We start from the raw sequence: 14,467 nt of genomic DNA, 5'->3' as shown, positions 1-14,467 counted from the left end.
ACATTGTAAAAACTTACCACAATTGGTTGAAAATCCCCGTGGGACAGCGTAAGCCGCCTCCGGTTCCAGGATTGAAAAAGAACTAATAAAAGTGTTACAATACACACGTCTGAGATTGATTTTATACCTTTAGGATCAAATCAAAAAACCAAACTTTTCATATGATCAACAAATTAACTCTACTACTGGTATTGTTATGCGCCGGCAGTATGGCAGGCCATGCACAGCAGGTGGGCAGAGATGGGGGCAATTATGACCCTCATGCAGCCTTCAGCCCCTTATTTTATACGCAGAATGGCAATGAGTACCGTGGTGCCAATGGTTATCCCGGTGCAAAATACTGGCAGAACCGTGCCGACTATAACATTACCGCAAACCTGGATACAGCTACAAATACGGTGTCGGGAACGGTAACGATTACCTATAAAAACAACAGTCCCACTGCTTTGCCATACCTCTGGCTGCAGCTTGATCAGAATCTTTTTGCCCAGGAGTCGCGTGGTAACTCACTGATTGCTGCCGGGAGCCGTTATGGTGCACGCGGGGAAAAGGTTGATGGCGGATACAAGATCGAGGGGCTTGCTGTGGCTCAGAAGTCAAAGGCTTTGAAATTCACCTCTTTAGTTGAGGATACCAGGATGCAGATCCGGCTGGACCAGCCTTTGGCTGGCGACGGTGAGAGCATCACGATTAAGATGAATTTTTCTTTTGTTGTTCCGATCAATGGATCCGACCGTATGGGGCACCTGGCCACAAAAAACGGGGAAATTTATGCGATTGCGCAATGGTTTCCAAGAATGAGTGTATACGATGATGTGTTGGGCTGGAACACTTTGCCTTACTGGGGTGCCGGAGAATTTTACTGTGAGTATGGAGATGTTGATTTCAGCATCACTGCACCGGGAAATCACATTGTGATGGGTTCGGGAGAGTTATTGAACCCACAGGAGGTGCTCACGGCCGAACAGCTGAAGCGCTGGAATGCGGCAAAATCGAGTGATACTAAGGTGGCCATCCGCTCAGAGGCAGAGGTCAACGACCGCAGTTCGCGTCCAGCAAAGGATAAGCTGACATGGAAGTTCAGGATCAAAAACACGAGAGACGTGGCCTGGGCATCGTCGAGGTCTTTTGTGCTGGATGCAGCGCGCATCAACCTTCCGAGTGGTAAAAAGTCGCTGGCAGTTGCAGCACATCCTGTGGAAAGCAATGGTCAGGATGGTTATGGCCGTGCGGTAGAATACATTAAAGCTTCCATTGAGTATTATTCTAACAAATGGTTTGAGTATCCATACCCGATGGCCGTGAACGTGGCGAGCAACGTTGGTGGATGGAGTATCCTGGAATTGTATTCTGTGGATGGAAGGCAAAAAATGGTAGCGCCTGGGGCGTGATCGACCATGAATTTGGCCATACCTGGTTTCCAATGATTGTGGGCAGCAATGAGCGTAAATATGGCTGGATGGATGAAGGCTTTAATACTTTTATCAATGGTCTCTCGTCAGAGGCTTTCAATAAAGGGGAGTATAAGTCGCGTCCGACGGACATGCAAAGAGTGGCCACTTACCTGGCGAGCCCTCAGATAGAGAAAATTATGCTGACACCGGATGCGATGAAAGAAGCGAATATCGGCGTCAACCTGTATAGTAAACCTGGATGGGGATTGAACATCCTCAGGGATCAGGTGATTGGTGCAGACCGGTTCGATTATGCGTTCCGCAAATATGTGGAGAACTGGGCTTTTAAACACCCGACACCAAATGATTTCTTCCGTGCCATGGAGAATGGTGCCGGAGAAGACCTGTCCTGGTTCTGGAGAGGCTGGTTTCTGGAAAACTGGAAGACTGATCAGGGAATCACTTCTGTAAAAGCATTATCAAGAGGTGGCGCTACCGCAGGGTATGATATTGTTATTGCCAACCTGGAGCAGATGCCAATGCCGATCATCATCGAAGTAAAAACCAAAAGTGGCAAGACGGAGATTCTGAAGCTGCCGGTAGACATTTGGATGCGCAATACTTCATGGACGGTGAACTACCCTACGACAGAGGAAGTGGTATCGGTTACTTTAGACCCTGAGCATGTATTGCCGGATGTGAACCCGACAAATAACGTCTGGAAGAAATAAGAACTCAAGAAATAAGTGCAGACATCCGGACAAGGAGATGGACTGATCATAAAATAGGCCGCAGATGTTTTTCTGCGGCCTGTTTTATTTTTATACGAGGGGGCGCTGGTTAACCGGCATCGTAACTTCTGATTTCCACAGGCTTCAGATCCCCGGATCCTTCCATCTCATAAATCTGGAGCCCGAAGAAAGGAGCTGCCGCGATGAGGTGGTCAAATATATCGGCCATGATGTGTTCGTAATCGATCCATTTGGTGGTGCCGGTAAAGGCATATATTTCTAAGGGAAGTCCGTTGGCGGTTGGTGCCAGCTGGCGCGCCATCATGGTCATTTTTTTATGGATGCCGGAGTGGCTGGCGATGTAATTGTCTATGTATTTCCTGTAAAGGCCTGCATTGGTCAGGTTTCTTCCATTGATGAGCAGAGACTTGTCGGCGCCAATGCGTTCGTTGTTTTTGTCGATGTCTTTTTGCCTGTGGTCAATGTAGGAGCTAAGGGATTGTACCTTCCGGAAATGAGCGAGTTCTTCGTTGTTTACAAAACGGATGGTAGACTGCTTGATGTAAATGGCCCGTTTGATCCTCCGGCCTCCGGTTTCGTGCATACCTCTCCAGTTCTGGAAGGAGTCGGAGATGAGGGCATAAGTAGGGATAGTGGTGATGGTTTTGTCGAAGTTGCGAACTTTTACCGTGGTAAGGTTAATTTCTGTTACATCGCCATCTGCGCCAAATTTGGGCATGGTAATCCAGTCGCCAATCCTGACCATATCATTGGTGGTGACTTGTATGCTGGCCACGAATCCCATGATGGTGTCTTTAAACATCAGGAGGAGCACAGCAGAGACTGCACCCATGGCGGTGAAGAAGACAATGGGGGATTTTCCGGTAAGTGTGGAGAAGATGAGTACTGCAGCGAAGAGAAAGAGAATGATCCTGATGACCTGCAGGTAGCTGTCGATTGGTTTCTCGCGGAAACCAGGTTTGGTCCTCATGGAGTCGGCACCTGATCTGATAAGTGACATGATCATCCAGATGATGATGAGGATCATGTAAACGTCTGCAAGTGCTTTCAGGGGTGGGATTAAATTTTGAAAACCTGCAAAGATGATTGGTATGGAGCTGTTGATTAATATCAGGGGCACGGTGAGGGCCAGGTAATGCGGAAAGCGGTTTTCCAGCAGGTGCTGAAAGAAAGGGATTCTCGTGCGTTTGGTGATTCTGATGAGGGCGATCCTAAGCAGGCGTCTGACCAGGTATTGCAGGATGTATACCAATCCAATGAGTACAGTGAGGAGCAGGAATAGGTTGACGTAGATGGCGACTTCTGCGGGAATTCCCCATCGGACAAGAAGTTTATAGGTAAGGTGACTGATGTTGTACATTTTAAACTGTTTTTTTGATACTGGTGCCTGTTTGTTGATTCACAGGGATCGACAGGTTACTAAAAATAATTTAAAAAGGCAAAAGAAAAGGTGGATTTTGAACTGGAAATCACACGATGCGATTTCCAGTTCAAAAGATAAATGGGAGTCTGATTATTTAAAGAAGCTGGCTTTGAGCTTTTCAGCATCTATGGTTGTAGCTGCAGCGGGCACATCTAGTCTGATCTTCCAGCCTTTTTGTTTAAGCAATGCGATTTCTTCTTTTGCAACGGAAAGGTCTTTGCCTTTAATCTTTTCATTGAAAAGGATGGCTTCTTTGGGTTCGACATCAGCCGTGGTGTGGAAGAGCAGCTCAAGTCTGAACTTCGGCCACACTTGTATGTCGCCAAGTTGGGCGGAGTAAATCTTTTTTGTGGAATTTCCGGGGATGATGGCAGCGCTTTCCCCTTTGAACTTGCCGTCTTTTTCTGTGCTTAGGCTAAGCAGCAGCTGGAAGGAGCTTTCATTGACGAGGTGGAAATGAGCTACAGAACTGCTGTGCTGGTCGGTAACCAGGCCAAGATAAATTCCCTCTTTGATAAATTCTTTTTCCGGAACCACTATTGCGGGTTTGTTGGAAACGATGTCGTTATCGGGAATGTCTCCATGCACGAGTGTCACCTTTGTTGCCAGGACAGGGATCTCAAAATCATTGGCATCGGTTACGCCGATGGTATCTTTGTCGATGATGCGGGTGATGTATCCTTCGATGTTCTCGTCTACGAATCTTACGAAATCTCCAAGATTGAATTGCATATGGTGATGATTTGATTAAAACTGATTGCTGCAAATTTAGTCATAAATTCATACATTAGGCGCTCAATAATTGCTCATATGACTGAGCCCTCAGGATTCGAGTTTTTCAATTCAGTAAATAAATATGATGATGTCCAGTTTATCTAAACACAGTTACGCTAAATCGTTTAACGCACTCTCGTTTTTAACCAAAAGGCTGCTCTTTTCCTTTTTAATACTGCTGACTGCCGGAGGGAGGCTTGCTGCCCAGGATCAGTACGAACTAAATTCAGGATGGCTGTGCGCGCCCATGACCAAGGTTAAGGCTAGTGGGGAAGAGATTTCTACTGCTGCTTTTGGACTTTCTGAATGGAAAAATGCAGTGGTTCCGGGAACGGTACTGACCACGATGCTGGCCAATAAAGAAGTGCCCGATCCTTTTTTCGGGATGAATAATGAGTTGATTCCGGATATCTATAAAACAGGCAGGGATTATTATACCTATTGGTTTGTAAAGGATTTCAAAGAAAGTCCCGCTGACGGCGACGGGCAGGTGTGGCTGAAATTCAGGGGCATCAATTATAGCTGTGATATTTTTCTCAACGGTAAGAAAGTGAATGAAACTCCTTTCAAGGGTATGTATCTAAGGAAGACATTTAACATCACCAAACTGCTGGCCAAAAACGGTAACAACAGGCTTGCGGTGATTGTGCATCCGGCTGATGTAGTGGGTAATCCTAACGGTGGACAAGGTGGTGACGGAACGATCGCTAAAGGTGTGGCGCTGCAATATACTGCGGGCTGGGACTGGATTCGTCCGATCAGAGACAGAAACACAGGGATCTGGGATAAGGTACAGATTGTACGCAGTGGAAAAGTGAGCCTCATTAACCCGCATGTGGTGACCCTCGTACCGGGAAAACGTGAGGTTTCCGGAGCACAGGAACCTGCCCTGATCAAGGTCACGGCAGAATTAAAAAACACCAGCAACCAGGAAGTGTCGGGTAAACTGGTGTATACCATGGATGGTAAACAGGTAACACAGTCGGTGTTGCTAAAGGCGAACAGTACTGCGGAAATTAAATTCCCTGATTTTGTGCTGAAAAACCCTAAGCTATGGTGGCCTGCCGGTTATGGCAAGCAGGATCTATATGCACTGAAGCTGAGTTTTCTGGAAAAAGGAACCAAACTGACCGACAGCCAGACGGTGCAGGTAGGTGTGCGCGAGATCCAGACCAAATGGAACGACATCACCTCCAGCAAGGAGGTTGCGGTAAATGGCCAGAAGATTTTCATCAAAGGAGGAAACTGGATCATCTCTGATGCGATGCTCCGTTTTTCTAAAGAAAGATACGATGCTGAAATCAGGTATCATCGTGACATGAAGCTGAACCTGATCAGAATCTGGGGCGGTGCGCTGATTGAACGTCCTGAGTTTTATGAGGCTTGTGATAAATATGGTATGCTGGTATTTCAGGATTTCTGGATGTCCGGCGACTGTAACGGGCGTTGGGTAGATCCGATGAAACTGGAAGATCAGTGGACCAGGCGTAAATATCCTGATGATCATCACCTGTTTCTGGAGTCTGCTTCGGATATGATCAAGATGGTACGTAACCATCCATCGCTGGCAATCTGGTGTGGCGGAAATGAAATTACTCCTCCGGATGATATCCTGATCCCCCTGCGCGACTCTATTCTTCCTGCATTGGATGGCACCAGGTGGTTTATCGATTACTCCAACTCCGATGACATGTCGCGCAATACCCTTGGTGGAAATGGCGACGGTCCGTATACGATCCAGAACGTGTCGACTTTCTGGGAAACCAAAACTTTCCCCTTCAACTCGGAGGTGGGTAGTGTTGGTGTAGGTGACCTGGAATCGCTGGAAAGGTTCATTCCTAAAGCCAGTATGGTTGCCCCGGAATATATATCACCGGAAAAAAGAGGAGAAAAAGGCCCTTCTGAAAAGGTAGACTCTGTATGGGATTACCATAATTATCTGGGTGTGGGTTACGAACAACACATCTTACCTTATGGCAAACCGGCAAATGTGGCCGACTTTGCGAAAAAGGCACAGGTGGTGAATTACGATCAGTACCGTGGATTGATTGAAGGTTTTAGTTCACATATGTGGGATTGGTATACAGGAGTGATCATCTGGAAAACACAAAATCCATGGACTTCCATGCGTGGACAGATGTACGATTATTACCTGGATCCGAATGCCTGTCTGTTTGGCTTGCGTTCGGCTGGTGAGCTGCTGCACGTGATGTATAATCCTGTAGATGGTATGGTAATGCTGGTCAACAATGATTTCAAAGGAAAACAGAATGTGATGCTGGTAGCTAAGGCTTATGATATGGAAGGTAAGGCAACTGACCTGACTCAGGTTTTCTGTTTCATTGATGGCTCTACCACTAAAAAAGTGCTGTCGCTTAAAAAGATGATGGACGAGCTGTCTGCTAAAAAGGGAGCTTTCTTATCATTACAGTTGCTGGATGAGAATAAAAGGGTGCTGAGTGATAACCTGTATTGGACAGCGGATCAAAAGGGGATGTACTCAGGCTTGAATGAACTGAAGAGTGCATCACTTACTGCAAGTGCAAAACAGCTGAAGGACGGTCAGGTTGAAGTGACCCTGCGTAATCCTGCAGGCGGGCCGGTGAGCTTCTTCAACAGGCTGTCGCTGGTAGATGCAAAAACAGGAAAGCGGATCCTTCCGGTGTTTTATGATGACAACTATTTCTCTATCCTTCCGGGAGCAGAGAAGAAGGTGCTGATTGAGTATACTGGAGGGCAGGGAGGTGTTACGCCGGCGCTGACGTTGAGTGATTATGCAGGAAAGAAAACAGAGATCCCATTGCGATAGGTTTTAAATCGTAAATTTCTTTTTATTTTTGCATCATGACAGTAAAAGAACAACCGAATAATCCGCTACATGGATTGACACTTGAGTTTATAGTGAAGCAATTGGTATGGCATTATGGCTGGGAAGAACTGTCGACCTATGTGAAGATTGCGTGTTTCAAAAACAACCCTACGATGAAATCGAGCCTGACGTTTTTGCGAAAGACGGACTGGGCGCGGAAGAAGGTGGAGAAGTTATACCTGAACACTTTCCATTAATATATTTTTATGGTTTAACCGATTCAACCGGGCTGATTTTAAATGATCTGTCCGGTTGAATTATTTTTGTGTTAACCCCTTGATTTATAAAATGTATTGTCTTACCTTTGCAGTCCCTTTATTAAGGGGTGAAGTTTTTAAACATAAATAGAAAAACAAAAAAAAACAATGCCAACCATTCAACAATTAGTTAGAAAAGGTAGAGTAGCACTGGAGTTCAAGAGTAAGTCTCCAGCGTTGGACAGCTGTCCACAGCGAAGAGGTGTATGTACACGTGTATATACCACTACCCCTAAAAAACCAAACTCAGCAATGCGTAAAGTTGCACGTGTACGTTTAACCAATGGTAAAGAGGTGAATGCCTACATTCCTGGAGAAGGTCACAACCTGCAGGAGCACTCTATCGTATTGATCCGTGGTGGTCGTGTTAAAGATTTGCCAGGTGTACGTTATCACATCATCCGTGGAGCATTAGATACTTCAGGTGTTGCTGGTCGTAACCAACGTCGTTCGAAATATGGTACAAAACGTCCTAAACCAGGACAAGTAGCTGCGGCACCAACAAAAGGTAAAAAGAAATAATTAGGAGGAAAGAAAAATGAGAAAGTCAAAACCAAAAAAGAGAATTATCCTTCCTGATCCTAAATTTAACGATGTTCAGGTGACCAGGTTCGTAAACAATATGATGTATGATGGAAAGAAATCCATCGCGTATGATATTTTTTATGATGCAGTAGAACTGGCTGAGAAAAAAGCTGGTGAGAATGGTTTAGAAGTATGGAAACGTGCTTTAACAAATGTAATGCCTGCCGTAGAGGTGAAATCACGCCGTGTGGGTGGTGCAAACTTCCAGGTACCTACAGAGGTAAGACCAGACCGTAAGATTGCTTTAGGCATGAAATGGTTAATTTCTTACGCTCGTAAACGTGGTGAAAAAACCATGAAAGAAAAATTAGCAGGTGAAATTGTTTCAGCAGCTAAAGGTGAAGGTGCAGCAGTTAAGAAAAAAGAAGATACGCATAAAATGGCTGAGGCTAACAAAGCGTTCTCTCACTTCCGTTTCTAATCATATAGAATCATAAAATGTCAAGAGATTTAAAATACACAAGAAACATTGGAATTGCAGCTCACATTGATGCGGGTAAAACCACAACAACGGAGCGTATTCTTTATTATGCTGGTGTTAGTCACAAAATTGGTGAGGTACACGAAGGTGCTGCAACAATGGACTGGATGGCACAGGAGCAGGAGCGTGGAATCACGATCACTTCTGCTGCAACAACAGTAAACTGGAAATACAGAGGCGATACTTACCACATCAACATTATCGATACACCTGGACACGTGGATTTTACCGTAGAGGTAAACCGTTCGTTACGTGTATTGGATGGTCTGGTATTCCTTTTCTCTGCAGTTGATGGTGTTGAGCCTCAGTCTGAAACTAACTGGAGATTGGCAAACAACTATAATGTTGCCCGTATCGGTTTCGTTAACAAAATGGACCGTTCAGGAGCTGATTTCTTAAAAGTTGTTAAACAGGTTAAAGATATGCTGGGTAGCAATGCAGTTCCTCTGCAATTGCCTATCGGTGCTGAAGATAGCTTCAAAGGTGTAGTTGATTTGATCAACAACCGTGGTATCGTTTGGAATGAGCATGATAAAGGGATGACCTTTACTGAAGTGCCTATTCCTGATGATATGATTGATGAGGTTGCAGAATGGAGAGAGAAATTATTGGAATCAGTTGCTGATTACGATGAGACCTTGATGGAGAAATTCTTCGATGATCCAAACTCAATCACTGAGCGCGAAATCTTAGATGCATTGCGTGCTGCAGTACTTGATGCTAAAATTGTACCTATGGTTTGTGGTTCATCTTTCAAAAACAAAGGTGTTCAGACCATGCTTGACTATGTGATGGAATTACTTCCTTCGCCAATGGATTCAGAAGGTATCGTGGGTACTAACCCGAACACAGAGAAAGAAGAATTACGTAAACCAGACGAAAAAGAGCCTTTTGCAGCTTTAGCTTTTAAAATTGCAACGGATCCTTTCGTAGGTCGTCTTTGCTTCATCCGTGTTTATTCAGGTAACCTTGAGGCAGGTTCTTATATCTACAATGCACGTTCTGAAAACAAAGAGCGTATCTCACGTATCTTCCAGATGCATGCGAACAAGCAAAACCCAATCCCTAATGTAGGTGCTGGTGATATTGCTGCTGTTGTAGGTTTCAAAGACATCAAAACTGGTGATACCCTTTGCGATGAGAAACACCCGATCGTTCTTGAATCAATGGTATTCCCTGAGCCGGTTATCGGTTTAGCAATTGAGCCTAAAACTCAGGCTGATATTGATAAATTAGGTATGGGATTATCTAAACTTGCTGAAGAGGATCCTACTTTCAGGGTTCAGACTGATGAGGAAACTGGTCAGACTGTTATCTCTGGTATGGGTGAGCTTCACCTGGACATCCTGATTGACCGTCTTAGACGTGAGTTTAAGGTAGAGGTTAACCAGGGAGCGCCACAGGTTGCTTACAAGGAAGCCATCAATGGTACTGTTCAACATCGTGAGACTTATAAAAAACAATCAGGTGGTCGTGGTAAATTCGCTGACATCCAAGTGGTAATTTCTCCAATTGATGCAGATTTCGAAAAAGGTGGTTTGCAGTTCGTAAACGAAATCACTGGTGGATCTATTCCTCGTGAGTTTATCCCTTCTGTTGAGAAAGGTTTTGCAGCTTCAATGTCGAATGGTGTATTGGCTGGATATCCACTTCCAGACATGAAAGTTCGTTTAATTGACGGATCTTTCCACGCAGTCGATTCAGATGCTTTGTCATTCGAGCTTGCAGCTAAAATGGCTTACCGTGAGGCATTGCCTAAATGTAGCCCTGTATTGATGGAGCCAATCATGAAAATCGAGATCCTTACTCCTGAAGAAAACATGGGTGATGTAATCGGTGACATGAACCGTCGTCGTGGTCAGCTTTTAGGTATGGATACCCGTAACGGTTCCCAGGTAATTAAAGCAACTGTACCACTTTCTGAAATGTTTGGTTATGTGACGCAACTGCGTACCATTACTTCTGGTCGTGCAACTTCAACAATGGAGTTCGATCACTATGAGCCGGCACCAAGAAACGTACAGGACGAAGTAATTGCTAAATCAAAAGGCAGAGTTAAATCTGTAGACTAAAAACAAATCGGCAGCCGGTTATTAATAGCTCTAACCGGCAGCCTTAATTTATATTATAATGAGCCAAAGAATCAGAATCAAATTAAAATCTTACGATTATAACTTGGTAGATAAATCTGCTGAAAAAATCGTAAAAACTGTTAAACCTACGGGTGCAGTGGTTAGCGGACCTATTCCGTTGCCTACAGAAAAGAAAATCTTCACTGTTTTACGTTCACCACACGTGAACAAAAAAGCACGTGAGCAGTTTCAATTATGTGCTTACAAACGTTTGTTAGACATCTACAGCTCTAACTCAAAAACAGTTGATGCTTTAATGAAACTTGAATTGCCTAGCGGTGTTGAAGTTGAAATCAAAGTGTAACTATATTTGACAGTTCAAAAAAAAGCCTTCCAGGATTAACTCCGGGAAGGCTTTTTTTTTGATGTTATCTCAAAGGGGCCAAGGCCCCTTTCTTATTTATCTTTTATTCAATTCGTCCAGTTTGTTTCGTTCGTCCTGAAGTTCTCTGGCAAGTTTCTTTTCCTTCTCATTTGCCTTCACTTTGTAAGCCTGATATTCCTGGGCAATTTCCTCATAAAGGCCACTTCTGTATTTGGCTTCGTGTATGTGTTTTGCGGAACGGAGGATAACGATAACCAGCGCTAGTGTGAGTATAATGATGAGCGTCCATACAATCATATTATAAGTAGATTTGCTGAACGGGATCCCGAGGAAGCTGATTTCATCCAGGCGTGCCTGTGAGCTGGCCAGGGAGCTCTCTGTGCCGGTGATCTGCTTGTTTAAGGTAGCGATGTTCTTCTCCTGCTCGGCAATTTTCTGTTTTGCTGTACTGAGCTGTCTGCGTTCATTTCTGAGGCTGTCGCCTGCATTTTTCCAGAGTATGCTGAGGCGGTTGGGGTTGACAAGTTTATAGCCATTTAGTGTTTTAGACCTTGACAACATAAATTCATATTGTCCTTTTAAACTGGGGTCTATCTTTCCGCTGTCTGCAGGGAGTTGAGCCTGGGTATTCAGGTTGAGCATTAACGCGGCAATAAATGGGAATACAAGTTTTTTCATTCTTATAGTTTTGTTTTTAGGATGATTTGAGCCTGGGATGCGGATCCGGCAGGCTTGCTTTAAAAGCATGAAGTTAATTAGTTTAACATTCATATTTTAATTTTATTGTGTTATGGATGGAGATAGTATATTTGCAGCGATGTCAGTACTACTATTTACGGTCATAGTTTTAGCAGGAGCTTTCCTGGCTGGACTAGTTGGATCTCTTACCGGTTTAGGTGGGGGAGTGGTCATCATTCCGCTATTGACTCTGGCGCTTGGGGTAGACATCCATTATGCGATTGGCGCATCCATCGTGTCTGTTATCGCAACTTCGTCAGGATCTGCAGCAGCTTATGTGAAAGAGGGTATTACCAATATCCGGATCGGGATGTTCCTGGAGATGGCGACAACCATCAGTGCAATTGTGGGCGCCGTGATTACCGTATATATAGAGCCGGTTACATTGCGGTTATCTTTGGACTGATCCTGCTGTTTTCTGCAGCCATGATGGTGGTCAAGAAAGTCGACCGCTCTGATAATGACACCTCTGGCCGTCTGGCCGTATTTTTTAAACTCAATGGCAGTTACCCTGTGGATGGTACGGTAAAAAAGTACGCTGTTCATAATGTAGTTGGCGGCTTCGTGATGATGTTCTTCGCAGGCATCATATCGGGGCTGCTGGGGATTGGCTCCGGCGCGCTGAAGGTGATCGCAATGGACAACATTATGAGGATACCGTTCAAGGTATCTACGACTACCAGTAACTTCATGATGGGGGTGACTGCGGCAGCGAGTGCGATTGTTTACCTGCACCGCGGACAGATTGACGCGGGGATTGCGATGCCGGTTGCTGTGGGCGTTCTCTGCGGGGCAACGCTGGGTTCGAAGCTTCTGGTGAAGACCAAAACAGATAAACTGAAAGTGATTTTTGCAGTTGTGGTGACTTTCCTGGCGCTTCAGATGATTTATAATGGTTTATCAGGCAGGTTATGATGAAAGAAAAGAGGAATTTTTTTGCTGATAAAGACATACAGGTCATCCTGGGTACCTTGCTTCGTGTGGGCGTGATTGCTTCGATGAGCGTGGTGCTGATTGGTGGTGTCTTCTACCTGTTTGCCAACGGCGGTGCTGCAATTGATTATAGTAAATTTGATGCGCATAAGTCGGGCTATTCTGATATTCCTGCAGTTTTTATTGGATTAAAGAATCTGAATGCCAAGGCATTAATTCAATTCGGTATATTATTGTTGATTTTTACGCCCGTCGCAAGGGTAGTTTTTTCTATCTTTAGCTTTCTGATTGAGCGTGATTACCTGTACGTGCTGATCGGATTTTTTGTACTGGCGATTATCCTGTATAGCCTGAACGATAAATTAGTTGGTTAGACCCTTTGAAAGGGGGCTGGCCCTTCCCGAAAAAAAATAGTGGTTATTTGAAAAAATAATTAGCTAACTATTTGAAAATTAAGATTTCTTTCGTATTTTTGCCGTCCCTTAACGGGGATGCATATCCACCTTGAACGAAGCCCTACTGCTTCGATGGGTGTTAAATTAAAAAAAGAAAATGTCAGGTATTATTGGAAAAAAAGTAGGAATGACCAGCATTTTCGACGCCGACGGTAAGAATATTCCGTGCACGGTGATCGAAGCTGGACCTTGTGTAGTAACACAGGTAAAAACCGAAGAGAAAGACGGTTACGTTTCAGTTCAGTTAGGTTTCGACGAAGCCAAAGAAAAGAACACTACCCAGCCTCTTAAAGGCCACTTTGCGAAAGCAAACACTACCCCAAAACGTAAATTGGTTGAATTTGACCCGTTTGAAGAGCCTCTTGAATTAGGCGCTACAGTAACGGTTGACATCTTCAACGAAGGCGATTTTGTGGATGTTGTGGGTACATCAAAAGGTAAAGGATTCCAGGGTGTTGTAAAACGTCATGGTTTCGGTGGTGTTGGTGGGCAAACTCACGGACAGCACAACAGGATGCGTGCTCCAGGTTCCCTGGGTGCGGCTTCATATCCTGCACGTGTATTCAAAGGAATGCGTATGGCGGGTAGAATGGGTGGAGACAGAGTAAAGATTCAGAACTTACAGGTTTTGAAAGTTTATGCTGACAAAAACCTGGTTGTAGTTAGTGGTTCCGTACCAGGAGCTAAGGGTTCTTACGTAATCTTAGATAAGTAAGCAGATGGAAGTTAAAGTATTAAACATTTCAGGAAAAGAGACAGGTGCCAAGGTGCAGCTTCCTGAGTCGGTATTTGGCATTACGCCTGTTGACCACGCGATCTATTTAGATGTTAAACAATATCTGGCTAATCAGCGTCAAGGTACTCACAAGTCTAAACAACGTAATGAGATTGCAGGTTCAACCCGCAAACTATACAAGCAAAAAGGTACTGGTGGTGCTCGTGCCGGAAGTATCAAATCTCCATTGTTCAATGGTGGTGGTCGTGTGTTTGGTCCTCAGCCACGTGATTACAGTTTCAAATTGAATAAAAAACTTAAAGTTTTAGCGCGTAAATCAGCATTGAGTTACAAAGCACAAGACAATAATGTTGTGGTATTGGAAGACTTCAGTTTCGATTCAATCAAAACTAAAAACTACGTGAATTTAGTTAGCGCGTTAAATCTTGCTGGCGAGAAGACATTGTTGGTTTTACCTTCACAAAATAACAATATCTATTTATCAAGCAGAAACATTCAGAAAGCGAAAGTGATCACTGCAGATCAGTTAAATACTTATGATGTATTGAACTGTGGCAAACTTTTGTTGACTGCTGATTCTCTTAAAACATTGGAGGAGGCATTTGCCAAGTAA

Annotated in this window: 14 protein-coding genes and 1 pseudogene; 12 read left to right on the top strand and 3 right to left on the bottom strand. The window is 44.4% G+C overall.

The window, feature by feature from the left end; translation table 11 throughout:
* Window positions 1–161: 161 nt before the first annotated feature.
* Both PBAL39_RS25740 and PBAL39_RS25735 read left to right on the top strand, forming a co-directional pair.
* The gene (locus tag PBAL39_RS25740; protein ID WP_232282984.1) at window positions 162–1,391 is read left to right on the top strand and encodes a hypothetical protein; all 1,230 of its coding nucleotides are present in this window, start codon (window positions 162–164) and stop codon (window positions 1,389–1,391) included.
* Entirely contained in the window at window positions 1,328–2,125 is a 798-nt protein-coding gene (locus PBAL39_RS25735; protein WP_008244618.1) for a M1 family aminopeptidase, read from the top strand. The genes PBAL39_RS25740 and PBAL39_RS25735 overlap by 64 nt, the downstream gene beginning before the upstream one ends.
* Window positions 2,126–2,234: 109 nt before the next feature.
* On the opposite strand, the gene PBAL39_RS19175 is transcribed toward PBAL39_RS25735, so the two are convergent.
* Together PBAL39_RS19175 and PBAL39_RS19170 are read right to left on the bottom strand one after the other, a co-directional pair.
* Window positions 2,235–3,506 (bottom strand): mechanosensitive ion channel family protein, encoded by a 1,272-nt coding sequence (locus tag PBAL39_RS19175; protein WP_008244617.1) that lies wholly within the window; start codon window positions 3,504–3,506, stop codon window positions 2,235–2,237.
* A gap of 153 nt (window positions 3,507–3,659) precedes the next feature.
* Complete coding sequence (locus PBAL39_RS19170) at window positions 3,660–4,301, bottom strand: hypothetical protein (RefSeq protein ID WP_008244616.1); 642 nt, start codon at window positions 4,299–4,301, stop codon at window positions 3,660–3,662.
* Window positions 4,302–4,431: 130 nt separating this feature from the next.
* On the opposite strand from PBAL39_RS19170, the gene PBAL39_RS19165 reads away from it, so the two are divergent.
* From PBAL39_RS19165 to rpsJ, 6 genes are all read left to right on the top strand, one after another.
* Window positions 4,432–7,152 (top strand): glycoside hydrolase family 2 TIM barrel-domain containing protein, encoded by a 2,721-nt coding sequence (locus tag PBAL39_RS19165; RefSeq protein WP_157274109.1) that lies wholly within the window; start codon window positions 4,432–4,434, stop codon window positions 7,150–7,152.
* 35 nt (window positions 7,153–7,187) lie between these two features.
* A complete protein-coding gene (locus tag PBAL39_RS19160; protein WP_008244599.1) occupies window positions 7,188–7,409 on the top strand; it encodes a VF530 family DNA-binding protein in 222 nt (73 codons plus the stop codon).
* Window positions 7,410–7,577: 168 nt separating this feature from the next.
* Window positions 7,578–7,991, top strand: coding sequence for a 30S ribosomal protein S12 (gene rpsL, locus PBAL39_RS19155; protein ID WP_008244597.1), 414 nt, complete (start codon window positions 7,578–7,580; stop codon window positions 7,989–7,991).
* 16 nt (window positions 7,992–8,007) lie between these two features.
* Window positions 8,008–8,475 (top strand): 30S ribosomal protein S7, encoded by a 468-nt coding sequence (gene rpsG / locus PBAL39_RS19150; protein ID WP_008244596.1) that lies wholly within the window; start codon window positions 8,008–8,010, stop codon window positions 8,473–8,475.
* Between the two features lie 17 nt (window positions 8,476–8,492).
* Window positions 8,493–10,607, top strand: a complete 2,115-nt coding sequence (fusA, locus tag PBAL39_RS19145; RefSeq protein ID WP_008244594.1) for an elongation factor G — start codon at window positions 8,493–8,495, stop codon at window positions 10,605–10,607.
* Between the two features lie 58 nt (window positions 10,608–10,665).
* Window positions 10,666–10,971: a 30S ribosomal protein S10 gene (rpsJ, locus tag PBAL39_RS19140; RefSeq protein WP_008244591.1), complete on the top strand. Its 306-nt coding sequence runs from the start codon at window positions 10,666–10,668 to the stop codon at window positions 10,969–10,971.
* Window positions 10,972–11,067: 96 nt separating this feature from the next.
* Here the strand turns inward: rpsJ and PBAL39_RS19135 are convergent, their stop codons facing one another.
* Window positions 11,068–11,670 (bottom strand): hypothetical protein, encoded by a 603-nt coding sequence (locus tag PBAL39_RS19135; protein WP_039867142.1) that lies wholly within the window; start codon window positions 11,668–11,670, stop codon window positions 11,068–11,070.
* 139 nt (window positions 11,671–11,809) lie between these two features.
* Here PBAL39_RS19135 and PBAL39_RS19130 point away from each other — a divergent pair.
* The 4 genes and pseudogenes from PBAL39_RS19130 to rplD all read left to right on the top strand — a co-directional run bounded on the left by PBAL39_RS19130 (window position 11,810) and on the right by rplD (window position 14,467).
* A pseudogene (locus PBAL39_RS19130) lies at window positions 11,810–12,645 on the top strand (sulfite exporter TauE/SafE family protein).
* Entirely contained in the window at window positions 12,642–13,037 is a 396-nt protein-coding gene (locus tag PBAL39_RS19125) for a DUF1634 domain-containing protein (RefSeq protein WP_008244586.1), read from the top strand. The pseudogene PBAL39_RS19130 and the gene PBAL39_RS19125 overlap by 4 nt, the downstream one beginning before the upstream one ends.
* Before the next feature lie 178 nt (window positions 13,038–13,215).
* Entirely contained in the window at window positions 13,216–13,833 is a 618-nt protein-coding gene (gene rplC, locus PBAL39_RS19120) for a 50S ribosomal protein L3 (RefSeq protein ID WP_008244585.1), read from the top strand.
* Window positions 13,834–13,837: 4 nt separating this feature from the next.
* Window positions 13,838–14,467 carry a 50S ribosomal protein L4 gene (gene rplD / locus PBAL39_RS19115; protein ID WP_008244584.1) on the top strand — a complete coding sequence of 210 codons (630 nt, stop codon included), beginning with the start codon at window positions 13,838–13,840 and terminating at the stop codon, window positions 14,465–14,467.

The organism is Pedobacter sp. BAL39 (assembly GCF_000170795.1).
Lineage (GTDB): Bacteria > Bacteroidota > Bacteroidia > Sphingobacteriales > Sphingobacteriaceae > Pedobacter.
This window is presented reverse-complemented; position numbering and strand designations above follow the sequence as displayed.